Genomic DNA, 22,603 nt, shown 5'->3' with positions numbered 1-22,603 from the left:
GTCAGGCTCCGCGCTGCAGCTGATCGGCGCGGATCCAGACCAGCATCTCGCCCGGATCGCGATTGTCCCAGAGATGATAGGGCACGAAACGCGCGGTGGAGGCAGCGCTTTTCGGTGGTGTCGTCCGATAGAGATCGGAGCCCCAGTCGGCCTCATCGCGCATAACCGAAACATCGAGCGCTACCGCGCCCTCCAATGCGGCAATTTCCGTCGTCTTGGCGGAAGCCGGATCGCTGGAAAGCGAGATGCCGTTGAGGTCGTGACCATTGTCGGTGGTTTCGACGCAATAGACGAGCGGACCCCGCATCAGGGCCGCACGACCGGCGTCCTGGCGGACTTTCGGATTGGCAAACAGCGTGCGCGGGATGAGCGGAAGGGTGAGGTCGACGCTGTCGCCCGCCTTCCACTCGCGCTCGATACGGGCATAGCCATCGACAGTGATCGCTGCCAAATCGATCGATGCACCATTGATTGCAAGCGTCGCGCCCTCGGCCCATTCGGGGATGCGCAGCGATAGTGCGAATTTGGCTGCGCGATCGGGATTGACCTCGAAGCGAATGGCGCCATCCCAAGGATATCGCGTTTCCTGTGAGAGCTGCACGGTCACGCCGCCGGCAAGCGGCACGCGCGCCTTGCTCTCGCCGTAGAGATGGACGGCAATCTCATTGTCGGCCGCGGCGTACATGTAGGAGCCGACGGAGGCGAGAAGACGCGCGATATTGGGCGGGCAGCACGGGCAATGGTGCCAGATCCAACGGTGATGCTTGCCGGCGCTCTCCAGCGGATTTTCGTAGAAGAAGGTCTTACCGTCCTGCGATAGCCCGGCCATTGCACCGTTATAGAGCGCCACTTCCATGATGTCGGCATAACGGCGGTTCGGGCCGCGGCCGAGCATGCGGTTGGCCCAGAAGACCAGACCGACGGAGGCGCAGGTCTCGGCATAGGCGCTCTCGTTCGGCAGGTCGTAATAATCGGTGAAGCCTTCGTTCGAGGCAGCCGGCCCGATGCCGCCCGTCACATACATCTGCTTGGTCGTCAGGTCGTCCCAAAGCGTCTCGAGGGCCGAGGTCAGCGTATCATCGTTATATTCCGTGGCGATATCGGCCATGCCGGAATAGAGATACATGGCGCGCACGGCATGGCCGACGACCTTGGTCTGTTGGCGCACCGGCAGATGCGACTGGCTGTATTCGTAGGTCTTCTGCACGAAGTTCTTCGGGTCGCGGCCGTCGCGAAGCGCTTCCTCAGTGAAGAAATGCGGTTCCTGGCCACGCTCGTCGATGAAGTATTTCGCGAGATCGAGATATTTCGTCTCGCCGGTGACCCGGCCGAGCTTGACGAGCGCGAGCTCCACCTCTTCATGGCCGCAATAGCCGCGCAGCTGGCCTTCGCCATGCCCGAAGACGGTAATCATGTAATCGGCAAAACGGCTCATGATATCGAGCAGCTTGCGCTTGCCCGTTGCCTGGTAATAGGCGACGGCAGCCTCGATCAGATGGCCGGCACAATAGAGTTCGTGATGATCGCGCAAATTGGTCCAGCGGCGGCCTGGCTGGACGCGCTGGAACCAGGCGTTCAGATAGCCGTCCTCCTGCTGCAGCTTTTCATACATGTCGATGATGGCGTCCGCGCGCGCTTCCAGTTCGGCATTAGGGTGGCGATAGAGCGAATAGGCGATGGTTTCGATCGACTTGCCGAGATCACTGTCCCAGAACATCTGCGTCGAGCCTGACCAGGTCTGCAAGGGAATGACGATGCCGGGGCTTGGCTGGCTGACGTCGATGGCCTTGATCATGCCGGCCTCGACGCAGCGGTCGAGTAGCGTCGCTGCGGTGGAATTGCAGATGGCATCCTGGCGAGCACCGAAGAGCCCTCCAAGTTCGACATTCGGAACGGGCAGGGGGCGAAACTGGCGACTTTGCTTGTCAGACATGGCTTTGATCCGTTGTTGAAAGGGTTATTTCACGGCGCCGGCCATCAGCCCGCGCATGTAATAGCGTTGCAGAAGCAGAAAGACGATGACGCAGGGGATGGTCATGACGGCAATGCCGGCCTGGACCGCACCCCAGTTGACTGCACCGAGGCGACCGGTCCTGACGGCGATCATCAGCACCGGCAGCGTGAATTTCTCGTTGCTCGACAGGAGCACCAAGGCTGCCAGGAACTCGTTCCAGGCGTTAAGGAAGGCGAAGATCGCAACGGTTGCGACACCCGGCAGCACCAGCGGGAAGAGAACGCGGAAAAGAAGCTTCAGATCACGCGCGCCATCGATGCGCGCCGCCTCCTCGATTTCCTTCGGTACGGCGTCGAAGGCATTGCGCATCATGAAGACGGAAAAGGGAAGCTGCAGCGTCACATAGACGAGCGTCAACCCGATCAGCGAATTGTTGAGGCCGAGCCGTGCCAGAATGATGAAGAGCGGCGTCAGGATCGACTGGAAGGGGATCATCAGCGTTGCGATGATCAGAATGAATAGGGCGCCCTTGAAGGGGAAATGATAGCGCGAGAAGCCGTAGCCGGCGAGCAGGCTGACGATCACGGTCAGAAGCACCGTTGCGACGGAGACGAAGAGCGAGTTCAGCGTATGCTGGACGACCCCGGCGCCAAAGCCATCGAGCGAGCGATAGGCGTCGAAGCTGAAGCCGGTTGTCGGCCATGGCGGCAGCGGCGGCAGGCTGGCTTCAGTTCCATGCCGGAACGATGACAGCAGCGCGATCGCGAACGGCGCGAAGAAGAAGATGACGATGACGACGCCGATGCCGTGATAGCCGATGCTGCCCCGGAGCTTGCGCCTTGCGCGGCGCTCCTTTGCTGTAGTCATGGCTTGTCCTCCCCGACGCGCAGCAGCCAGAGCTGGACGATGCTGATCAGCACCAGGATGACGAGAAGCGCGATCGAGAGCGCCGCGCCATAGCCGAGATTGAAGGACACGAAGGACTGGTTGAAGATGTAGTAGACGACCGAAATCATGCGGTTCTGCGGGCCGCCTGATGTCATGATGTAGAACTGGTCGAAGGCGAGCACCGAGCCCGTGATGGAGATGATCAGCGCGAGCGCGATCGTGCGGCGCATTAGCGGCAGGGTCAGATGCCGGAAGCGCTGCCAGCGCCTCGCGCCATCGATGCGGGCCGCCTCGGTCAGCTCGGAGGGGATCGCCTGCAGGCCGGTCAGCAGAATGATCATGGTAAAGCCGGCGATCTTCCAGACCACCATGACGATGATCGTTGCGAAGGCCATGTCGAAATCGGCAAGCAGGTTCGGCCTCTTGTCGACAAGACCAAGCGCCAGCGCGACCGGCGCGAAGAAGCCGGCGTCGACATTGGCAAGCCAGACCCAGAGCAACGAAGCCGTTGCAAGTCCCACGACGACCGGAAGGAAGATGATCGTTCGGTAGAAGCCGACGAACGGCTTGTGCTTTTCGACGAAGAAGGCGAGCGGAAAGGCAACGGCGAAGATCGCGATGGTGACGATGACGGTGTAATAGGCGGTGAAGCGCAATGCTGCCATGAAGCGCATGTCGGAGATCATGCGGACATAGTTTCCAAAGCCAATCCATCGGGGATTGCCGAGCAATGGCCAGTTGTGGAAGCTCATCCAGACGGTAAAGACCACGGGCAGCACGAAGAAGACGATAACGAGCGCCATGGCCGGCGCGATGTAGAGAAACCCGTGCCAGCCGGCACGCTTTCGCCGTTTTCGCGGACGCGCGGTTGCGATAGCTCCAGGGCCAGCCATGGAATGCTCCCGATATTGCGATGGAGGGACCGGGGAGTATCGAAGCTCCCCGGCGTTCATGGGTCGATTATTGTTGGGCGTTGTCGATGATCGACTGCATCTCCGATTGGGCATTGGAGAATGCGCCATCGACATCGCTTCCGAAGATAGCCGCGTTGGTGAAGCCCGCCCAGGGACCGTTGGCGCTGTTGATCAGGTCGTTGAACTGCAGCGTATAGGGCGTCTTGGCGACAGCAATCGCCTTCAGGCCGACCTGCATGCGCGGATCCAGGCCCTGCAGCACCTGGTCGGCGATATCGCCGCGCGTCGGCAGGCTACCATATTTCGCCATGATCTTCTGTCCCTCAAGCGAATAGGTGTATTCGAGAAACTTTTTCACGGCATCGAGCTTCTTCGTGCCCTTGGATATGACGAAATTATCGCCGCCGGCAAAAGAGGACGGCTTGCCGTCGACGCCGGGGATCAGGGTCACGCCGAAGTGGATATCGGGATATTGCGTGATCAGCGTGCCGATCGAGAAGGCGCCGATGCTCTGCTGGCCGATCTTGCCGTTGCTGATGCTGAGGAAGTTGGCGCCGGTGTCACTTGCGGCACCCGCCGGCACCAGATCCTTCTTGACCATATTGCGGTATATATCGACCGCCTTGCGCATTTGCGGCGTGTCGAGCGTCGCCTTCTTGCCGTCTTCCGAGAGAATGTCGGCGCCGGCACCCCAGACAAGCGGCGTAAAGGTGAAGATCATGCAGCCGCCGCAGCCGCCGCCGGAGAAATAGAACCCGTAGGTATCGCTGCCGAGCGCGCGGATCTTTTCGGCATTGCTCGTGATCTCGTCCCAGCTGGTCGGCGCCTTTTCAGGGTCGAGGCCCGCCTTTTTGTAGAGATCCTTGTTCCAGGCAAAGACCGACGTCTCGACGGAGAGCGGCAAGCCATAGATGTGGCCGTCATAGGTGCCGAGCTTCACATGCGAGGGCGACAGCGAATTGAAATAGGGCAGGCTCTTTGCCCAGTCCGTCAGGTCCTCGAGTTGGCCGGCGGCAGCAAAGGCCGGTGTATAGATGAGGTCCATCGACAGGGCGTCGGGCGCCTGGCCGCCGGCAATGGCGGTCGCATATTTCTGCACGAGTTCGGCAAAAGGCACTTCGGTCAGCGTGACCTTGTCCTCATGGCCGGCATTATAGGCTTCGACGACCTTCTTGAAGGAATCGCCGATGCCGCTTCGCACCCACATGGAGATGTTTTCGGCGGATGCGGCGGATGCAAGCATTAGGGATATAAGGCCGGTGGCGGCCAGAAATCGCTTCATCATGTTCTCCTCCCATGGGGCTACTCCCATCAGCCCCTTTTCCTTTGATCAACGACCGGGGTTTCCCCCGCATGATTGCCGCACGATAAGCTCGCAGGGCAAAGTTCTGATGCCAGGTTCGACGCTGCGTCCTTCCGCAAGCGCGAGAACCGTCAGCCCGGCCTCACGGCCAAGGGCTTTAAGATTCATATCGACCGTCGTCAGCGGCGGCCGGGTCTGGGCGGCGACGATCTCCCAATTGTCGAAACCGACCACCGAGACATCCTCCGGCACCCGTACGCCGCGCTCACGAAGCGCATCGACGACTGCACGGGCAATCTGGTCGTTGCCGCAGAAGATCGCATCCGGCTTTGCTCCGGCCACGCTCCAGAGCTTTGCGACGGCCTCGTGTCCCCAGGCCTCGGACCACATGCCGAACATGACCGGCAGTTCGTCTCCGGCGAGGTCGCGATAGGCCTTGGCGCGCTCACGCACTGAAACGAAGCTTTCAGGACCGGTCACATGGGCAATCCGGCGTCGGCCAAGCCCCTGCAACCATTCTACAGCAAGGGCAGCCCCCTGATAGTCATCCGCGCAGAAGGTGACGCTTCCCGGCGCCCCTTCAGTGAAGGCATAAATCACGGGAATCGGCAGATTGGACAGATCCACCGGCAGGCGGCGGTCGATCCGCTTTCCCGAGGCGATAATGCCATCCACATGCTTGTCCAGCATCGCGTCCACATGAACCTTCCCAAGCGCCGGATCGTCCTCGATCGTGCAAAGAAAAACCGAGACGCCGTGATCGACGAGTGCCTCCGTGATGCCGGCCATGACCGGCAGCGTGAAACGTCCGTAGGTATCATTTGTCAGAAGACCGATCGTGAACGTGCGATTGCTGAGCAAACCCTTGGCCAAGGCATTCGGACGGAAGCCTATGTCGGCGGCAGCGCGCTTGACCCTCTCGCGGGTCTCGTTGCCCATGCGGCCGGTATTGTTCAAGGCCTTGGATGCCGTTGAAATGCTCACGCCTGCAGCCGCCGCAACGTCATGGATCGTTGCACGTCCGCTTTTCGCACGCTGATTTTCCAGATGTCTTCTCCCAGTCAGTTTTCGTGAGAAAAGCTTTTCTCACGGCGAGAGTCAATATGAGAAAAGCTTTTCTCAAAAATTTCTGTGCAGGAGAGAAGGAGGCCCGGAAGCTGGATGAGGGCCGCAGCGAATTTGCAGGTTACTGCAGAATGTGCGCCATGAAAACGAAGCGGCGGCTGAGACCCTGCGGGTCCCGACCGCCGCTTAAGTTCTAGATCGCTGTCAGCTTTAGCCGATTGTCATCAGGCTGGCATTGCCACCGGCCGCCGCGGTGTTGATCGACGTCGTTATTTCCTCGAGCAGCCAGTTGAGGCAATAGGCGTCGGGGTTCTTGGCAATGTCCTCGCTCGACGCTGCCTGTGTGAGAACCAGCGGGCCGGGGATAGCCGCGATTGTCTTGATCGCCTGCTGGACGCGTGCAGCATCACCTTCGATGAGAGCGCCGGCAAACGGTCCATCCGCTGTCCAGTCCTTTGTCCAGGAGATGCGGTTTGCGACCTGCGCAGGCAAGCCATGAAGCTCGCCCTGCAGGCCCGATGCAGCATCGATGACGATTGAATTGCCTGTCGCAAGGCCTGCGGCGATTTGGACATGCAGACCAAGTGCTGTCTGCGGAGCGAGCAGAATTCTCCCTCGCGGATGCAGCGCATAGAGGTTCAGCTCGCCAACCGGGCCTTGCAGTTCGGTATTGAAGCCGAGCGACGACTGGGCGGCGACGACACGAGCCTGTTTGGCCGCATTCCCAGTGCCCTTGCTTTCGAGCCAGGCGATGAACTGCTGTGCAGCCGGATCGGCCTGCACGGAGGCATCGCGCAACGGTTCGGTCGGGGAGGCGACAAGGCGGCGCAGGTACATTGGGCCGCCGGCTTTCGGCCCCGTGCCGGAAAGGCCACGTCCACCAAAGGGCTGGACGCCGACGACAGCGCCGATGGTATTGCGGTTGACGTAGAGATTGCCGGCACGGACGCGCTCCGTGACATGGGCGATCGTATCGTCAAGCCGGGTGTGCAGGCCGAAAGTCAGGCCGTAGCCGGAGGCATTGATATCGGCGATCAGCTTGTCCAGGTTCTTGCGTTGATAGCGCATGATATGAAGAACGGGACCAAAGACTTCCCGCTTCAGATCGCTCAGCTTCTTCAGCTCGATGATGGTGGGAGCAACGAAGGTGCCCTTGGCGGCGCTTTCGGGAAGGTCGAGCTGTTCGACATTGCAGCCAAGCTTGCGCATGCGTTCGATATGCTCGTCGATGCGGCGCCTGGCGTTGTCATCGATGACGGGGCCGATATCGACGGCGAGCCGATCGGTCCTGCCGACCGAGAGTTCGCGAAGAGCGCCGCGCAGCATGGCCAGCGTGCGATCGGCGACTTCATCCTGTAGGCAGAGGATGCGCAGGGCCGAGCAGCGCTGGCCGGCGCTGTCGAAGGCCGAGGCGATGACATCGCCGACGACCTGTTCGGCAAGCGCCGAGGAGTCGACGATCATGCCGTTCTGCCCGCCGGTTTCGGCAATTAAGGGAATCGGTTTACCGAATTTGGAAAGCCGTTCGGCCAGCTGAGCCTGGATCAGGCGGGCAACTTCCGTGGAACCGGTGAACATGACGCCGGCGGTTTCCGAAGCGTCGACGAGGGCGGCACCCATTTGCCCCCCGCCCGGGACAAATTGCAGAACATCGCGCGGAATGCCCGCTTCGTGCAGGATGCGGACGCCTTGGGCTGCGATCAGCGGTGTATTGCCGGCTGGCTTAGCGACGACGGGATTGCCCGCGACCAAAGCGGCCGCAACCTGGCCGGTAAAGATCGCCAGCGGGAAATTCCATGGGCTGATGCAGACGACGGGGCCAAGGGGCACGCTCTCCGGCTTCAGTACTTGACGTGCCTGCGCAGCATAATAGCGAAGGAAGTCGATAGCTTCACGGATTTCGCCAACGACATTTGCGGCCGATTTGCCGGCCTCGCGGATGGTCAGACCGACGAGAACAGGCATCTCGCTCTGCATGATATCGGCGGCGCGCTCAAGTATGGCGGCCCGCTCAGCGGGGCTCACAGCAGCCCAACGCTCCGCTGCTGCGGCGGCAAGCCGCATGACGTCGGGTGCATCCTGCGGCTCGAGCTCGGTGACATGGCCGACGACATCGCCATGATCGGCGGGGTTGAGGACGGCGCGAGCCATGCCGCGTTCGGAGCCATCGGCGAGAAGCGGCTTGGCGATCCAGTCTCTCGCTGCCGAAGCTTGCAGCTGTGCAGAGAGATCGGTTAGCGCCGCTTCATTCGAGAGATCGACGCCGGCGGAATTCCGTCGCGCGCCGCCGAACAGATCGGCCGGGAGAGCGATCTTGTCGTGCTGCGCGCCGACTACGCTCATGCCGCGCACGATCTCGACGGGATCGGCAATCAGCTCGGAAACGGACACGGCCGGGTCGGCGATCTTGTTGACGAAAGAGGAATTGGCGCCGTTTTCGAGCAGGCGGCGGACGAGATAGGCAAGCAGCGTCTCATGTGTGCCGACCGGCGCGTAGATCCGGCAGGGGCGATTGAGATTTTCGGCGCCGACCACCTCTTCGTAGAGCGGCTCGCCCATGCCGTGCAGGCACTGAAACTCGTATTTGCCGATAGCAAAGTCGTTCCCGGCCATATGGTAGATGGTGGCTAGGCTCTGCGCATTATGGGTGGCAAATTGCGGGAACACGACGTCGGTCGCGCCCAGGAGCTTCTTGGCGCAGGCGATGTAGGAGACGTCTGTATAGATCTTGCGTGTATAGACCGGAAAACCTTCCAGGCCGTCGAGCTGCGCGCGCTTGATCTCCGCGTCCCAATAGGCGCCCTTGACGAGGCGAACCATCAGGCGATGCCCGGAGCGGCGGGCAAGATCGATGATGAAATCGAGGACGAAGGGGCAGCGCTTGCCGTATGCCTGCACGACGAAGCCAATACCATCCCAGCCGGACAGATCCGGATCGAGGCACAGTTCTTCCAGAAGGTCGAGCGAGAGTTCGAGGCGGTCTGCCTCTTCGGCATCGATGTTCAGGCCGATATTGTAGCCCTTGGCAAGCAGAGCCAGCGCCTTCACCTTCGGCAGAAGTTCGCCCATCACCCTGTCGGCCTGCGAACGCGAATAGCGCGGGTGGAGCGCGGAGAGCTTGATGGAGATGCCGGGGCCTTCATAGATGCCGCGGCCAGCCGAGGCCTTGCCGATCGCATGGATGGCGTTTTCGTAGTCGCGATAGTAGCGCTCGGCATCGGCATGCGTCGTCGCGGCTTCGCCGAGCATGTCATATGAATAGCGGAAGCCCTTTGCTTCGAGCGCACGTGCACGCTTCAATGCTTCGTCGATCGTCTCGCCAGTGACGAATTGTTCGCCCATCATGCGCATGGCCATATCGACGCCGCGGCGGATGACAGGCTCGCCAGCGCGGGCGATCAGCTTTGTCAGCGCCGCGGAAAGCCCGCCTTCGTTGACGGTGGAGGTCAGTTTGCCGGTGACGACGAGGCCCCAGGTCGCGGCATTGACGAACATCGAGCGGCCGCCGCCGATATGCGACTTCCAGTCGCCGCCGGCGATCTTGTCGCGGATCAGCGCATCGCGCGTCGCCGTGTCGGGAATGCGCAACAGCGCCTCGGCAAGGCACATCAGCGCGACGCCTTCCTGGCTGGAGAGGGAATATTCCTGCACCAGCCCCTCGACGCCGTCTCCCTTGTGTTTGGCGCGTAGCGCTTCGATCAGTTTCCTGGCCGTCTTCTTTGCCGCTTCGCGCGTCGTGTCCGGCAGGGTCGCCGCTTCGACGAGGAACGGCAGGCACTCGGTCTCGGAGCGTCTGTAGGCGGCAGTGATTGCCTGGCGAAGCGGGCTCTGCTCGCGAATGGGCGGTGCGAAATGGGAAAATGGGGCAGCGTCTGGAGCTGGTTCTTCAGTTGCAAGCTTGGCAGAGACAGTCATGATAACCTCAAGGTGCAAGGGGCCTAATGGTTTGAGCTGAGGTCAGCGATATCGCCACGCTCAGCTGTCCCATTGCTTCGACGAGAACATACTTCATTGCAGAAAAGCGTTCCGCCTTGAAACTGCGGCTTTCCAGTCATATTGAACTTCAATAGCGCTTATTTCAAATAGGAATGCCTGCGAAAATGACCAAATCCAGTGAAATTGACCAGTTCGACCAAAAGATCCTCGACGCACTGGTGGAAGATGGCCGCATGTCGATCACGGAGCTTTCAGAGCGGGTCGGCCTTTCCAAGACTCCCTGCCAGGCACGGCTTAAGAAGCTGATCGATTCTGGCTATATCGACGGCTTCAAGGCCATCCTCAATCCGATCAAGCTTGGCCTTGATCACGTCGCCTTTGCTGAAGTGAAACTCACGGATACCCGTGAGGAGGCCTTGCTCAGCTTCAACAATGCCATCAAGAAAATCAAGGAAATCGAAGAGTGCCACATGATCGCCGGCCGCTTCGATTATCTCCTGAAGGTCCGGACGTCAGATATTCGCCGCTACCGCATCGTTCTCGGCGAAAAAATTTCCAGCCTGCCTTTCGTAGCAAGCACTTCGACCAATGTGGTGATGCAATCTGTCAAGGAAAACTGGTCGTAATTCCGCTTCCTGCTCCATCAGCCGGGTGAGGGTTCGCCGCCCTATTCATCTTGCCGGCTAAACAATGACCTAGATTTCGCCATTCGAATCGGATCATTGCAAGGCGCTAAAATAAGTAGGATGGAGTACGCATGGAGACCAGTGCAGGCGACCGAGACCTTGTCGAGGTCATGAAGCGGTACTTTGCGGTGAAGGCCGAAGTCGAGGAAATAAAGCTCCGCCTGGAGGCGGCAAGGCGGGAAAGCGGCGAAGAGATCGACGCATTCTACAATCCGCGCAACAACGTGAACCACGCCGCCGACATCATTCGTTCGCATGCTCTCAAGCAGGAAATGGTACGTCTGATGGATTGGGCCGAAGGCTGGGGGCGGCAGAGCCTCACGCCGGATGTGGCCTGACGGTCGCATAAGGACCGCCAGGCTTCGATCGTGAAATCAGGTCGTTCAGCTATCCGATTTCAGTTTGCCCGCCGTGGCCCAGGATTCTTTCGATATCTCCGTGATGATGATTTCCACCGATTCCGGCGGGCAAGCGAGGGTTTCCACAGCGGCCCTGGTCGCTTCGCGAACGAAAGCGCGCTTCTGGTCTTGTGTGCGGCCGGGATGCATTTCCAAGCGGAGGATTGGCATGGCAACTCCTTGATAGATCATTGAATAGGTTCTGCCTGATGTCAGGCACCGCAGACTATCTTGCAAAACCAGCTGGCGATAAATACGCTCCTATTTGCTTCATTCCGAACCTATAGGTATGCAATCATGGACAAGTTGGCCGGCATGGCGATGTTCGTCAGAGTGGTCGAGCATGGCAGCTTCGCTGCCGCTGCCGACATAAGCCGGGTGTCGCCAGCCATGGTTGCCAAACATATCAGGACGATCGAGCAGCGACTTGGTGCGCGCCTGCTTCACCGCACGACGCGCCGTCATCAGCTGACCGAGGTCGGCAGGCTCTATTACGAGCGCTGCAAGACGGTGCTGGCGGAGGTGGAGCTTGCCGAGCAATCGGCCTCCGAACTGCAATCGGCGCCGCGCGGGCGCCTGCGGCTCGTCGCACCCGTCAGTTTCGGGACGCAAAGCCTCGTGCCGGCACTCGTAGACTATCTGCATGAGAATCTGGAGGTCAGCGTCGATCTGGCGCTCGACAATAATCCGCATGATCTGATCGGCGAAGGCTACGAACTCGGCATCCATATCGGCGATCTGACGGACACCAATCTCGTGGCGCGTCCGTTAAAACCCTATCGGCGTGTTCTCGCAGCATCGCCGGATTATCTGGGTCGCCGTGGCAGGCCGCAAAGCCCTGAGGACCTTGCCAATCATATGTGTCTCGGCCATTCCTACTGGCGTCTACAGGGGCGCTGGCATCTCGTCGGCCCGGATGGGGAAACGCGCGAGATCGCCATCAAGGGCAGGTTCACCACCAATCAGGGCGGCGCTCTGCGCGTTGCCGCTCTGCATGGAGCCGGCATTGTGCTGCAGCCGGAACTGCTTCTGGCGGCCGATCTCGATGCAGGCCGGCTTGAGCCGGTCCTGCCCCTCTGGTCGTACCAGCCGACACCCATGCACCTTGTTTATGCACCGGACCGGCGCCCGACGGCCATGCTGCGCAGCGTTATCGATTTTCTCGTCGCTCGCTTCGGTTGACATTTTCACCTCTTTTATCCGCCACGGATCCATGATCAAATCTGATCATCGGGTTGGCAAGTGAGGGACGCGTGGCCAAGATTACGTTGAAGGATGTGGCGGCGGCCGCGGGTGTGGGAGCAGCCACCGTCGAGCGTGCACTCAACGGCCGCGGCAATGTGTTGCCGGAGACGGCGGAAAAGGTATTCATCGCCGCAAGGCGGCTCGGCTACCGTATGCCGCTCGCCGGCACTAGGCATGGTCTGGTGCGCATCGAAGTCGTGCTGCTCCGGCCTGAGACCTATTTCTATTCAAGGCTCAATCGCGCATTCGAGCGCATCGCCGCCTTGCTCGACAAGGATATTCAGATCCAGCGGACTTTCGCCAGGGAAGACGATCGTGTGGATTTTTCGCGTCATATCGCCAATCCGCAGGCGCGGCGCTCCGCCTTGATCGTCGTCGCGCCCGATCATCCCGATGTGGTCGGCAGCATCCGCAAGGCTGCCAGCGGCGGCATTCCTGTCGTGCAGATCATGACGCGGCCAGCTCTGGAGCTGCCTTACGTCGGCATCGACAACGAAGCGGCCGGTCGCACCGCTGCTTTCTACATGGCGCGCATGCAGGCAGGCATCTCAGGCACTTTCGTCGCGCTCTGCCACAGTGGTGCTTACGAGAACCACAAGGCACGTATTCGCGGTTTTTCCAGCTATCTGCTTGATCATGCGAACCCATCGCATCGCTTCGTCGAAGTCATGTTCGATGAGGACGATGAAATGAAAACGATCGAGCTGCTGACAAATGCCTTCGCCCGATATCCCGACATTATAGGTGTTTATAGCGCGGGCGGCGACAATGCCGCGATTGCGACGGTTCTGCGCCGATATCGTCAGCAGTCGGTCTTCTGGGTCGGGCATGAATTGTCCGACGCGACGCGCACCTATCTCAAGGAGGGGCTGATGACGATCGTTCTCGATCAGGCTCCGGAGGTTCAGGCCCGGCGTGCCATCGATCTGACACTGAAGCGGCTGGGCCTGATTGATACCGACGTGGATCTCGAACCGGTGCGGTTTCTAACCATTACTCCTGAAAGCCTCTGAAGACATTGGTGCGTTGGCTCGGATATCTCGCGTCAACCGGCGCTTGTTGGCTTTAAACCGCATAGGCGCCTACGGGAGCGGAGTCTTGATTTTTCAAGCCTACGGAGTTAAGTATATCCCAATTGCATATCCCAAAATCAGGAGCCGAACATGACGAGTTCGACTGTATTCACCAGCAATCGAAGCCAGGCTGTGCGTCTGCCCAAGGCCGTAGCATTCCCTGAGGACGTACATCAGGTCGATATCCTGAAGATCGGTCGCAGCCGCGTGATCGTGCCGCAAGGTAAACGATGGGATGATCTCTTCCTTCATGGCCCCCGTGTCAGTGACGACTTTCTGGACGAGCGTGAACAGCCAGCGGTGGAAGAACGCGAGTCCTTCTGATGCTGACCTATATGCTCGATACGAATATTTGCATTTATGTGATGAAGACCTATCCGCCTGCCGTGAGGGAAAAATTCAACGCGCTGGCGGAGCAGCTTTGCATATCGAGCATAACCCTTGGCGAGTTGTATTATGGTGTGGAGAAGTCGACTCGGCGCGTGGAAAACTTGACTGCCGTCGAGCATTTCGTGGCTCGGCTGGAGGTTCTGTCGTTCGGCGACAAGGCGGCTGCACATTACGGACAAGTGCGAGCCGAGTTGGAGCGCGCAGGGACCCCATGTGGCCCGCATGACATGCAGATCGGCGCACATGCCCGCAGCGAGGGGCTGATCGTGGTGACGAACAACATGAAGGAATTCATCCGCATACCTGGCATTCGGGTGGAAAACTGGGTCTAGCGGTCGTGATCGTCGGCGTCGGGCTCGAGTCATCCAACTTGGCGCCTAAGCGATTGCGGCGCTGGCAGCAATCAGCCAGTCGCGAAACGTTTCCGCATCGTCGGAAAGATGGTCGGCTTCGATCAGCCAATAGGATTTATCGGTATCCAACGCCGTATCGAATAGGGCAACCAGCGTTCCATTGCCCAATTCTTCTGCAATCAAGGCCGTTGGGCAGAGGCCCACACCTTGCCCGCCGATGACGGATCCGATCATCAAGCCGAAATCGGCAAAGATCGGTCCGGGTTTAGGAGGCTGGTGGATGCCTTCAAGGGTGAACCAGCGTGTCCAGGCGGCCGTCGTTTCATCGTGCAGGAGGTCGACATTAAGGAGATCGGCGGGCGTCCTGATCGGTCCGTGACGGCGCTCATATTCCCTCGAACAGGTTGGCCGCGTTTCGGCGGGCAATAGGGAAACCGCGTTGACCGCTGGCCTTGGTCCATGGCGGATCAACAGATCGACGCTTGCCGCCTCCGGCGTCTTCGCATCGAGCGCGTAGACGATATTGATCTGAATTTCAGGGTATTCCTTCTTGAATGCCTGCAATCGCGGTATCAGCCAGCGCGTGGCGACAGAAGCAATACAGGCCACGCTGACCGGCCGATTGTTGCCGGCAAGCCGCAGCTGCCGGGCGGCGATGTCGATATGTCCGAGACCGTTTGCCACCGCTGCCCCGAAACTGCGGCCGGCCATGGTTGCCATTACGCCGCGGGCATGGCGCGTAAACAGCTTGATGCCGAGCCATTCCTCCAGGGCGCGCACATGTTGGCTGACACCCGCGGCCGTGAGATTGAGTTCAGCCGCCGCCTTGGCAAAACTCTCATGGCGAACGGCTGCCTCGAAGGCGCGAAGGGAGGCAAGCGGAACATGTTGCATCGGATAAGGCTAAGTAAAACTTGGTCAAAGCGCAAGGATAATCGATGTTGCGCGGGCGCCTTGTATTCGTAGAGTGATGCCAAAACGAATGTCTTCCTGTCAGATCGGTGAGGAATGTGAAGTCGCCATGAACAGTATTTTCGATACGCCCGCTCCCGCCGATGCAGCCGAGCGGCGCGACAAGCCTCCTGTCATCGTCTATCCGAACGGCACGCTGCCGCCTGCCGATATGGATGTGCTGCGATCGGCGCGGCAAACCATGACCAAGATGGCCGAAATCGTCGTCCCCCCGCGTGAGGGCGGCAGTTTTCGCGTGCCGAAGGGACATTTCTTTCGGATCGTCAGCGTGGAGGGAGCGCAGGTCGGCGATCTCAATCTGTGGAATGCCGCCGATCTTTCCGAGCGTTTCTTCAGCGGCAAGACGCGAGCGTTGCATGCCACCCATGTCGGTCTCGGCGATCGCCTGTGGAGCACGTTGCCCTATCTGCGCCCCATGGCGACGATCACGCATGATACGCTTGGCTGGTATGGCTGGGACGCGGACGGGGCAGGCGTTCATGACGTCATCGGCACGCGCTGCGATCCCTATACGAACCGGCTGCTGAAGGGCGACGACTATCACCATTGCTGCCATTCGAACCTGTCACGCGCGCTCGCCAAGGAAATGAACATCTCTGTCCAGGAGGCGGAGTTTCACGTTCACGACGTGCTGAATGTCTTCATGTGTACGGGCTTTACGCGTGACACCCATCAGTATTTCATGAAGGCGAGCCCCGTGCGGCCGGGCGACTTCATCGAGTTCTTCGCGGAAATCGATCTGCTTGGCGCTCTCTCAGCATGCCCCGGCGGTGACTGCGGCAACGAACATTCGAGCGATACGGTGCCCTGCTATCCATTGCTCGTCGAAATCTGGCGGCCCAAGCCCGAAAGCCTCGTCGGGCGAATATTCCCGGAGCGCAATGCCTATCCGAGGACGCACGGACTGTAATTTGCCGGCCTAAAACAGTTTGCCGGCGGTCTTGGCCGCCGGCAAATCCAAATCATCCATCAAACGATGCGCCCATTCAGGACGATGCATCGTTGACCGCTTAGTTACAAACGCGAATGCGCTCGTAATGCCAGCCATAGTCATACTCGTTCTGGACGCGGCGATCCTCGTACCAGCATCTTGGCGGCGGCGGGGCGACTTCGTAAACCGGGCCTCTATTGGCAAGGGCGCCGCCGACGATCAGTCCGCCGAGGAGACCGGCAGCAACACCGCCGGCGATCGCGCCGCCATTGCCATGGTGGTGATGGCGACGCCAATCATCATGGCCGCGCCAGTCGCCGCGATGGCCGTCGTAATACTGTGCCTGTGCGCTGCTGACGGGCGCCAATGCGCCGCCTACGACCGTAGCGGCCAGCAAAACCGTAAGAACCGTCTTCTTTATCATGACCACCTCCAAAGCAGTCTTTGTGCTCAGCGAATGCGCGAGTCATCTAATTAACGTCTTCAGCATGATTATGTTCAGCTGAATATTCAATGAATGGCCCGTTCATCGGGCAAAGCGGCTGAAAATAACCCCTCCCACGGGCTCTGAGGCGCGAACTTGTCAATTTGGAGGCAGCCGCCGCGTCGCGTTCAGCCATTCGAGCGTCCGCGATTCGGGGTCTGGATTGCGAGTAATATCTGTCACGACTGCCGCGACATCGGCGCCGTGCTCAAATACGCCCGCAAGACGCTCGACCGTCAGGCCCCCGATTGCGACAAGCGGCCGATCGCCGATGCGAGCCTTCCACTCGCCGATCCGCTCAAGGCCCTGGGGCGCCCAGGGCATGGCCTTGAGGACGGTCGGATAGATCGGTCCAAGCGCTATATAATCGGGTTCGGCAGCAAGTGCCGTCTCCAATTCCGCCTCATCATGCGTCGAAAGCCCCAGCTTCAATCCGGCATTCCGTATGGCGGAGAGATCGGCGTAAGCGAGATCCTCCTGGCCGAGATGGATGAAATCGCAGCGCTCCTCGGTCGCGAGCTGCCAATAATCATTGATGATCAGCTGGCATCCATGCGCGGCACAGATTGCCTTCGATTGGCGAATTTCCGCGCGAACGTCGGAGGTTGGGCGATCCTTGATGCGCAACTGCACCAGTCTGATGCCGAGCGGCACCAGCCTCTGTATCCAGGCGGCGCTATCGACAATGAGGTAGAACGGATCAAGCTTCATGAGAACACCGCCTTGCCGATGACGGGTGTCGATGGCACGGCCATGTCGCGCGGCTCCAGCATCCCGGCGCCAAATGCCTGCCTGCCGGCATCGATGGCCTTGGCGAAGGCTTCCGCCATCGCGGCCGGATCGCCGGCGCCGGCAACCGCTGTATTCAGCAGCACGGCATCGAAGCCAAGTTCCATGACGGTCGCTGCATGCGACGGCCTACCGATGCCGGCGTCCACGATCAGCGGTACCTCGGGAAAATGTGCCCGCATCGATCGCAGGGCCGAGAGGTTGAGCGGTCCCGCCGCCGTTCCGATTGGCGCGCACCAGGGCATCAGCACCTTGCATCCGGCTTCCAGCAGCCGCTCGGCCACGACAAGATCGTCCGTCGTATAGGGAAAGACCTCGAACCCCTCGTCGGTGAGGATTTTTGCCGCTTCCACCAGCGCGAAGACGTCTGGCTGCAATGTATCGTGGTTGCCGATCACCTCGAGCTTGATCCAGTTGGTCCGAAAAACCTCGCGTGCCATTTTCGCGGTCAGGACCACCTCGGAGACGCCGTGGCAGCCGGCGGTATTGGGAAGGACACGAACGCCGAGTTCGCGAATCATCTCGAAGAATGCACCGCCGTTGCGCCCGCCTGCCGTTTCCCTGCGCAGCGACACGGTGACGATCTCGGTTTGGGAACGTTTGACGGCTTCCGCCAGTACGACCGGAGAGGGATAGCGCGCCGTGCCGAGAAGAAGGCGCGATGCGATTTGGGTTCCATAGAGTTCAAGCACGGGTCAACCTCCTTGCATGGGAGTGAGGATTTCGATCCTGTCGTCGTCGGTCAGGGTATGGTCATCGCGCTCGTCGCTATGGATGAGCTCGCCGTTGACGGCGGTTGCCAGCCATTCCCCCTCATATTCGAGCGCAGTGAGAAGCTGCGAGAGCGTGGTGACTTCGACAATCTGCGCTTCGCCGTTGATGATCAGGCGCATTGGCGACTCCTTTCGTTGTGTCCGGAAAAGACGAGATCGGCGGCTTTCTCGGCCATCGCCGGCGCCAGCAAGAAGCCGTGACGATAAAGGCCGTTGACGAAGACGGTGCCTCCCTCGCGCGTTACGCGGGGAAGATTGTCAGGAAAGGCAGGTCGGATGCCGGCGTCTGTTTCGATCACGGCGGCTTCGGCAAAGGCCGGGTGCAGCGCATAGGCTGCATTCAGGAGTTCCATCAGCGAACGGGCGCTGATCGGCCCTTTGAAATCGGTCTCGATCATCGTCGCGCCGACCATGAACAGGCCGTTGCCGCGCGGCACGATATAGACGGGAAAACGCGGATGCAGCAGGCGGACGGGGCGCGAAAGCGAGATCTCGTCGCTTTGCAGATAGAGCATTTCGCCGCGCACGCCGCGCAAATCGCGGATGCTGCCGATGCTGGCAGCCCCTGTACAGTCGACGATGTCGGAGAACCTATCATCATCCAGGTGCCCGTCGACAAAGGTGACGCCTTTTGCAGATAGATCGTCCTTCAATGATCGCAGGATCTCGCGGGGATCGAGATGCGCCTCCTGCGGAAAGAACAGGCCCAGGCGGAACCGGCCGGCAAGCGAAGGCTCAAGAGCGGCGATTTCGTCTTCGCCCACCCAGCGATGGCCTGTCGTGCGGCTGGCGAATCGCTTCAGCTCGTTTTGATCGCGGTTCGGCGCGACGACGAGCGTTCCGTTGCGGACGACCTTGCCCGGCAGAATCGCGTCCCATCGATCGGCGGAATCACGACCGCGCTCGAGCACAGCCTCATCAGCGCTTTCCCGCTCGCACCATGGCGCCAGCATGCCGCCGGCAAGCCAGGAGGCGGCGCGATGAAAATTCCGGCTTGGATCCGAGATCGTGACCTCTGCTCCGCGCCGGATCAGCTCGTGAGCGACCGTGAGGCCGGCAACGCCGGCCCCTTTGATGAGGATGCGCATGTCACTCGGCCGGCTGGGTAGGGGCTTCGACCGGCATATAGAGATCGCCGCCCTCCCGATATTTCGCCGCCATCGCTTCCAGCCCTTCCTTCTGTGCCTCCGCGCGAATGTCGTGCGAAATCCGCATCGAGCAGAATTTCGGGCCGCACATCGAGCAGAAATGCGCGACCTTGTGAGCCTCCTTCGGCAAGGTTTCGTCGTGGAAGCTGCGGGCGGTATCCGGATCGAGCGACAGGTTGAACTGGTCCTCCCAGCGGAACTCGAATCTCGCACGCGACAATGCGTCGTCGCGGACCTGAGCGGCCGGATGACCCTTGGCGAGGTCGGCCGCATGCGCGGCGATCTTGTAGGTGATGACGCCGGTCTTGACGTCGTTGCGGTCGGGCAGGCCGAGATGCTCCTTCGGCGTGACGTAGCACAGCATCGCCGTGCCAAACCAGCCGATCATCGCAGCGCCGATGCCCGAGGTGATGTGATCGTATCCCGGTGCGATATCCGTCGTCAGCGGTCCGAGCGTGTAGAAGGGTGCCTCGCCGCAGACGGCGAGCTGCTTATCCATGTTCTCCTTGATCTTGTGCATCGGCACATGGCCGGGGCCTTCGATCATCACCTGGCAATCTTTGGCCCAGGCGATCTTCGTCAGTTCGCCGAGCGTTTCGAGCTCGGCAAACTGCGCGGCATCGTTGGCATCGGCGATCGAACCGGGCCGCAAGCCGTCGCCGAGCGAGAAGGAGACGTCATAGGCGCGGCAGATGTCGCAGATTTCCTCGAAATGCTCGTAGAGGAAGCTCTCCTTGTGGTGATGGAGACACCACTTGGCCATGATCGAGCCGCCGCGCGAGACAATGCCGGTGACGCGGTTGACGGTGAGCGGGATGTAGTGCAGCCGCACGCCGGCATGGATGGTGAAATAGTCGACGCCCTGTTCGGCCTGCTCGATCAGCGTGTCGCGATAGATCTCCCAGGTCAGTTCCTCCGCGATGCCGCCGACTTTTTCCAGAGCCTGATAGAGCGGCACCGTGCCGATCGGCAGCGGCGAATTGCGGATGATCCATTCGCGGATATTGTGAATGTTGCGGCCGGTCGAAAGATCCATGACGGTATCGGCACCCCAGCGTGCTGCCCAGACCATCTTCTCGACTTCCTCCGCCATGGAGGAGGTGAGTGCGGAATTGCCGATATTGGCGTTGATCTTCACCAGGAAATTCCGGCCGATGATCATCGGCTCGCTTTCGGGATGATTGATGTTGGCCGGAATGATCGCTCGGCCGCTCGCAACTTCCTGGCGAACGAATTCAGGCGTGACGTGATCGGGAATATGCGCGCCGAAGCTCTCGCCATCGCGGATCAAGGCTTCTGCCTTCGCCTTACGGCCGAGATTTTCGCGGATGGCGATAAATTCCATTTCCGGGGTGATGATGCCGGCACGCGCATAGGCGAGCTGAGTGACGGCCTTGCCATCCTTGGCGCGCAGTGGCTGGCGCTTGGCCGGAAATTCCGGTGTCAGCCGTTCGCCGGTGACGAAGCCGTTGTCTTCGGGACGCACATGGCGGCCTTCATAAGCCTCGACATCGCCACGGGCGAGAACCCAATCGCGGCGCAGCTGCGGCAGGCCCTCTTCGATGCGGATATCTGCACCTTCGACAGTATAGGGGCCGGACGAATCGTAGACGATAACTGGCGGCTCGCCCGATGTCGGATGGACGCTGATTTCGCGCATCGGCACACGGATATCGGCATGGATATCCCCGGTGATATGGATTTTTCGAGAGGCCGGCAGCGGGCCGGTGGTGACGGTCGGAGTGAGGTTTTTTGCGGCAATGTTCATGGTGTGAGGCTCCAAGTTGCAGTTGGAGACCCAGTCAATCAGCCGGAATGATGAAAAGACGCCGGCATGGAATCCAGGCGGGAATCCGAAGCCTCGAGCGCTTGCACCGTCCCTACGCCAGTATGAACTGGATCAGGTTCAACGGGTCACTGCGCCCACAACCGGCATAGCCGTATTGTTCAGCAGTATCTCAGCCCCTTGCCGGGACCCCCCTGGTGAATGTCAAAAGGCTATGCCTTACTCTTGTCCTCTGTCAACCCCGCAGCGGCGGTCGCATTTTCCGGGAGATTGACCATTGCCGCGCCCGTCGAATTGCAACTTTATCGCGCAGATCATCGTGCGGACTTGTCGCGCCTTAGTAACGTGGTGTGGTATTGCCGACGAAGCGATGGGGGCCGGTATGGGACAGCTTACTCGCGGTATCGAGCCAGATCTTGCCGCCGAGGGCGCGCCAGCGGTGACAGAAGGCGAAGTCCTCGCTGAGATAGATCCCCGTTCCCTCCTCGACCATGCATTCAAACAGGGCGTATTGGGTGCTGGGCGAGCGTTTGGTGCTGGGATAGGCGTGGATTGCGTTGTAGCGCAGCTCCGGATAGGCCGCGATCATTCTTTCTATAACGTTGCGCTTGATCAAAAGCATGCCCGTACCTGCATAGATGGCGCTGACGAAATCGCCATCACGCTCTGCAACCTGGCCGACAAGTGGCGTGCCGACATAGTGAAGTGCGGCTGCCGCAAGTGTTTCGCCGTCTGCTGAATTGATACGGGCCGCCGTCTGCCAATCATAATCCTTGATCGGATACATGGCGGCGACCACATCCTTATCGGCTTCCAGAAGCCTCATGACCTGATCGGGCTCGAAGCTGATGTCGGCGTCGATGAAGAGCATATGGGTCGCCGTCGTATCGTTCAGGAAGGACGAGACAAGCGTGTTTCGGCTGCGGGTAATCAGGGCGTCATTGCCGAGCAGAGCCAGCGTCAGCTGTATGCCCGCCTGCGCTCCCGTCTGCATCAGTGAGAAAATGGACTGCATGTAGTCCTTGGTAACGAGGCCGCCGAAGCAGGGGGTCGCTATGAAGATCAGCCGGTTCTCATTCATTCGCGATTTTCCCTCTCCGATGGCGCGAGTCGCCGGAATCTAGGAAAATTCAATATTTCTGTGTGTAGCGAATTATTGAATTTCATTGCTGATCTTTGCTCAAACCGACCGGTCATTGTGCCGTGGAATTCCCGATGGCCATATCATAACCAGATTGGGCAGCCATGGTCGTCATCGACCGCCGACATCGCGGTGGCCTTAAATGCGGTGACGGCCCTGACTGGCAGGCGTTCTCGTGAACAGGGACATCTTTGCGATCTCTGCCGGTGCCGCCATGGCCTGCGGTCGCCAGTTGCATTTAAGCAACAGAGGCCAAGACTAACGCCCCAGCGCCCTTCATATAATTGACAAACATACGGGCTGTTTGTAAATCCAATACAGGACATAAGTTGTCTTACGGTCGAGCAATCGGTCGGATCGGTAGAGGCATTTCA

Annotated in this window: 22 protein-coding genes and 1 riboswitch; of the genes, 7 read left to right on the top strand and 15 right to left on the bottom strand. The window is 60.0% G+C overall.

The features are described 5' to 3' along the window. Nucleotide 1: 1 nt before the first annotated feature. From JJQ51_RS10690 to putA, 6 genes are all read right to left on the bottom strand, one after another. Complete coding sequence (locus tag JJQ51_RS10690; RefSeq protein ID WP_113354411.1) at nt 2-1,933, bottom strand: glycoside hydrolase family 127 protein; 1,932 nt, start codon at nt 1,931-1,933, stop codon at nt 2-4. Between the two features lie 24 nt (nt 1,934-1,957). Beyond that, nucleotides 1,958-2,821, bottom strand: a complete 864-nt coding sequence (locus JJQ51_RS10685; RefSeq protein WP_113354412.1) for a carbohydrate ABC transporter permease — start codon at nt 2,819-2,821, stop codon at nt 1,958-1,960. Beyond that, nucleotides 2,818-3,735 (bottom strand): carbohydrate ABC transporter permease, encoded by a 918-nt coding sequence (locus tag JJQ51_RS10680; RefSeq protein WP_113354413.1) that lies wholly within the window; start codon nt 3,733-3,735, stop codon nt 2,818-2,820. Before JJQ51_RS10680 ends, JJQ51_RS10685 begins: the two co-directional genes overlap by 4 nt. 67 nt (nt 3,736-3,802) lie before the next feature. Further along, nucleotides 3,803-5,041 (bottom strand): ABC transporter substrate-binding protein, encoded by a 1,239-nt coding sequence (locus JJQ51_RS10675; RefSeq protein ID WP_113354414.1) that lies wholly within the window; start codon nt 5,039-5,041, stop codon nt 3,803-3,805. Between the two features lie 45 nt (nt 5,042-5,086). Continuing rightward, nucleotides 5,087-6,043, bottom strand: coding sequence for a LacI family DNA-binding transcriptional regulator (locus JJQ51_RS10670; RefSeq protein WP_371864853.1), 957 nt, complete (start codon nt 6,041-6,043; stop codon nt 5,087-5,089). 291 nt (nt 6,044-6,334) lie between these two features. After that, the gene (gene putA, locus JJQ51_RS10665; protein ID WP_152095460.1) at nt 6,335-10,039 is read right to left on the bottom strand and encodes a trifunctional transcriptional regulator/proline dehydrogenase/L-glutamate gamma-semialdehyde dehydrogenase; all 3,705 of its coding nucleotides are present in this window, start codon (nt 10,037-10,039) and stop codon (nt 6,335-6,337) included. Nucleotides 10,040-10,224: 185 nt separating this feature from the next. Between putA and JJQ51_RS10660 the strand changes: the two genes are divergently transcribed. Beyond that, complete coding sequence (locus tag JJQ51_RS10660) at nt 10,225-10,686, top strand: Lrp/AsnC family transcriptional regulator (protein ID WP_015342703.1); 462 nt, start codon at nt 10,225-10,227, stop codon at nt 10,684-10,686. A 131-nt stretch (nt 10,687-10,817) separates the two neighbouring features. Beyond that, the gene (locus JJQ51_RS10655) at nt 10,818-11,084 is read left to right on the top strand and encodes a hypothetical protein (protein WP_152095461.1); all 267 of its coding nucleotides are present in this window, start codon (nt 10,818-10,820) and stop codon (nt 11,082-11,084) included. Between the two features lie 45 nt (nt 11,085-11,129). Here the strand turns inward: JJQ51_RS10655 and JJQ51_RS10650 are convergent, their stop codons facing one another. Further along, entirely contained in the window at nt 11,130-11,360 is a 231-nt protein-coding gene (locus JJQ51_RS10650) for a 4-oxalocrotonate tautomerase (RefSeq protein ID WP_267903981.1), read from the bottom strand. 81 nt (nt 11,361-11,441) lie between these two features. Between JJQ51_RS10650 and JJQ51_RS10645 the strand changes: the two genes are divergently transcribed. The 4 genes from JJQ51_RS10645 to vapC all read left to right on the top strand — a co-directional run bounded on the left by JJQ51_RS10645 (nt 11,442) and on the right by vapC (nt 14,184). After that, the gene (locus JJQ51_RS10645) at nt 11,442-12,326 is read left to right on the top strand and encodes a LysR family transcriptional regulator (RefSeq protein ID WP_152095463.1); all 885 of its coding nucleotides are present in this window, start codon (nt 11,442-11,444) and stop codon (nt 12,324-12,326) included. Between the two features lie 71 nt (nt 12,327-12,397). Beyond that, nucleotides 12,398-13,402 (top strand): LacI family DNA-binding transcriptional regulator, encoded by a 1,005-nt coding sequence (locus tag JJQ51_RS10640; protein WP_152095464.1) that lies wholly within the window; start codon nt 12,398-12,400, stop codon nt 13,400-13,402. 150 nt (nt 13,403-13,552) lie between these two features. Further along, nucleotides 13,553-13,786, top strand: a complete 234-nt coding sequence (gene vapB / locus JJQ51_RS10635) for a type II toxin-antitoxin system VapB family antitoxin (protein WP_113354421.1) — start codon at nt 13,553-13,555, stop codon at nt 13,784-13,786. Next, complete coding sequence (gene vapC / locus JJQ51_RS10630) at nt 13,786-14,184, top strand: type II toxin-antitoxin system tRNA(fMet)-specific endonuclease VapC (protein ID WP_152093345.1); 399 nt, start codon at nt 13,786-13,788, stop codon at nt 14,182-14,184. The genes vapB and vapC overlap by 1 nt, the downstream gene beginning before the upstream one ends. A gap of 45 nt (nt 14,185-14,229) precedes the next feature. Here the strand turns inward: vapC and JJQ51_RS10625 are convergent, their stop codons facing one another. Beyond that, complete coding sequence (locus tag JJQ51_RS10625) at nt 14,230-15,099, bottom strand: LysR substrate-binding domain-containing protein (protein ID WP_152095466.1); 870 nt, start codon at nt 15,097-15,099, stop codon at nt 14,230-14,232. A 127-nt stretch (nt 15,100-15,226) separates the two neighbouring features. Here JJQ51_RS10625 and JJQ51_RS10620 point away from each other — a divergent pair, with 127 nt between their 5' ends. Further along, a complete protein-coding gene (locus JJQ51_RS10620) occupies nt 15,227-16,087 on the top strand; it encodes an urea carboxylase-associated family protein (RefSeq protein ID WP_152095467.1) in 861 nt (286 codons plus the stop codon). 100 nt (nt 16,088-16,187) lie between these two features. On the opposite strand, the gene JJQ51_RS10615 is transcribed toward JJQ51_RS10620, so the two are convergent. The 7 genes from JJQ51_RS10615 to JJQ51_RS10585 form a co-directional block, all read right to left on the bottom strand. Then, complete coding sequence (locus tag JJQ51_RS10615) at nt 16,188-16,532, bottom strand: hypothetical protein (RefSeq protein ID WP_113231059.1); 345 nt, start codon at nt 16,530-16,532, stop codon at nt 16,188-16,190. Nucleotides 16,533-16,691: 159 nt separating this feature from the next. Then, the gene (locus JJQ51_RS10610) at nt 16,692-17,303 is read right to left on the bottom strand and encodes a thiamine phosphate synthase (RefSeq protein ID WP_113354425.1); all 612 of its coding nucleotides are present in this window, start codon (nt 17,301-17,303) and stop codon (nt 16,692-16,694) included. Continuing rightward, entirely contained in the window at nt 17,300-18,073 is a 774-nt protein-coding gene (locus JJQ51_RS10605) for a thiazole synthase (RefSeq protein WP_113354426.1), read from the bottom strand. Before JJQ51_RS10605 ends, JJQ51_RS10610 begins: the two co-directional genes overlap by 4 nt. A 3-nt stretch (nt 18,074-18,076) precedes the next feature. Continuing rightward, entirely contained in the window at nt 18,077-18,274 is a 198-nt protein-coding gene (gene thiS / locus JJQ51_RS10600) for a sulfur carrier protein ThiS (protein WP_113354427.1), read from the bottom strand. After that, nucleotides 18,265-19,242, bottom strand: coding sequence for a glycine oxidase ThiO (gene thiO / locus JJQ51_RS10595; RefSeq protein WP_113354428.1), 978 nt, complete (start codon nt 19,240-19,242; stop codon nt 18,265-18,267). Before thiO ends, thiS begins: the two co-directional genes overlap by 10 nt. Nucleotide 19,243: 1 nt before the next feature. Continuing rightward, on the bottom strand, nt 19,244-21,070 hold the full coding sequence (gene thiC, locus JJQ51_RS10590; RefSeq protein WP_113354429.1) for a phosphomethylpyrimidine synthase ThiC: 1,827 nt from the start codon (nt 21,068-21,070) through the stop codon (nt 19,244-19,246). 91 nt (nt 21,071-21,161) lie between these two features. Further along, nucleotides 21,162-21,294, bottom strand: a riboswitch (TPP riboswitch). A gap of 131 nt (nt 21,295-21,425) precedes the next feature. Further along, nucleotides 21,426-22,169: a hypothetical protein gene (locus JJQ51_RS10585; protein WP_113354430.1), complete on the bottom strand. Its 744-nt coding sequence runs from the start codon at nt 22,167-22,169 to the stop codon at nt 21,426-21,428. Nucleotides 22,170-22,603: the final 434 nt, after the last annotated feature.

Origin of the sequence: Rhizobium sp. AG207R (assembly GCF_027109195.1) — a bacterium.
GTDB lineage: Bacteria > Pseudomonadota > Alphaproteobacteria > Rhizobiales > Rhizobiaceae > Rhizobium > Rhizobium dioscoreae.
Note: the sequence above shows the minus strand (reverse complement) of the source record. Positions and strands in the feature narration are given on the sequence as shown.

What these genes read in the sequence shown, in the direction of transcription:
- JJQ51_RS10690 (WP_113354411.1), bottom strand. Translation starts at nt 1,933, where the DNA reads ATGTCTGACAAGCAAAGTCGCCAGTTTCGCCCCCTGCCCGTTCCGAAT.
- JJQ51_RS10685 (WP_113354412.1), bottom strand. Translation starts at nt 2,821, where the DNA reads ATGACTACAGCAAAGGAGCGCCGCGCAAGGCGCAAGCTCCGGGGCAGC.
- JJQ51_RS10680 (WP_113354413.1), bottom strand. Translation starts at nt 3,735, where the DNA reads ATGGCTGGCCCTGGAGCTATCGCAACCGCGCGTCCGCGAAAACGGCGA.
- JJQ51_RS10675 (WP_113354414.1), bottom strand. Translation starts at nt 5,041, where the DNA reads ATGATGAAGCGATTTCTGGCCGCCACCGGCCTTATATCCCTAATGCTT.
- putA (WP_152095460.1), bottom strand. Translation starts at nt 10,039, where the DNA reads ATGACTGTCTCTGCCAAGCTTGCAACTGAAGAACCAGCTCCAGACGCT.
- JJQ51_RS10660 (WP_015342703.1), top strand. Translation starts at nt 10,225, where the DNA reads ATGACCAAATCCAGTGAAATTGACCAGTTCGACCAAAAGATCCTCGAC.
- JJQ51_RS10655 (WP_152095461.1), top strand. Translation starts at nt 10,818, where the DNA reads ATGGAGACCAGTGCAGGCGACCGAGACCTTGTCGAGGTCATGAAGCGG.
- JJQ51_RS10645 (WP_152095463.1), top strand. Translation starts at nt 11,442, where the DNA reads ATGGACAAGTTGGCCGGCATGGCGATGTTCGTCAGAGTGGTCGAGCAT.
- vapB (WP_113354421.1), top strand. Translation starts at nt 13,553, where the DNA reads ATGACGAGTTCGACTGTATTCACCAGCAATCGAAGCCAGGCTGTGCGT.
- vapC (WP_152093345.1), top strand. Translation starts at nt 13,786, where the DNA reads ATGCTGACCTATATGCTCGATACGAATATTTGCATTTATGTGATGAAG.
- JJQ51_RS10625 (WP_152095466.1), bottom strand. Translation starts at nt 15,099, where the DNA reads ATGCAACATGTTCCGCTTGCCTCCCTTCGCGCCTTCGAGGCAGCCGTT.
- JJQ51_RS10620 (WP_152095467.1), top strand. Translation starts at nt 15,227, where the DNA reads ATGAACAGTATTTTCGATACGCCCGCTCCCGCCGATGCAGCCGAGCGG.
- JJQ51_RS10615 (WP_113231059.1), bottom strand. Translation starts at nt 16,532, where the DNA reads ATGATAAAGAAGACGGTTCTTACGGTTTTGCTGGCCGCTACGGTCGTA.
- JJQ51_RS10610 (WP_113354425.1), bottom strand. Translation starts at nt 17,303, where the DNA reads ATGAAGCTTGATCCGTTCTACCTCATTGTCGATAGCGCCGCCTGGATA.
- thiS (WP_113354427.1), bottom strand. Translation starts at nt 18,274, where the DNA reads ATGCGCCTGATCATCAACGGCGAAGCGCAGATTGTCGAAGTCACCACG.
- thiO (WP_113354428.1), bottom strand. Translation starts at nt 19,242, where the DNA reads ATGCGCATCCTCATCAAAGGGGCCGGCGTTGCCGGCCTCACGGTCGCT.
- thiC (WP_113354429.1), bottom strand. Translation starts at nt 21,070, where the DNA reads ATGAACATTGCCGCAAAAAACCTCACTCCGACCGTCACCACCGGCCCG.
- JJQ51_RS10585 (WP_113354430.1), bottom strand. Translation starts at nt 22,169, where the DNA reads ATGAATGAGAACCGGCTGATCTTCATAGCGACCCCCTGCTTCGGCGGC.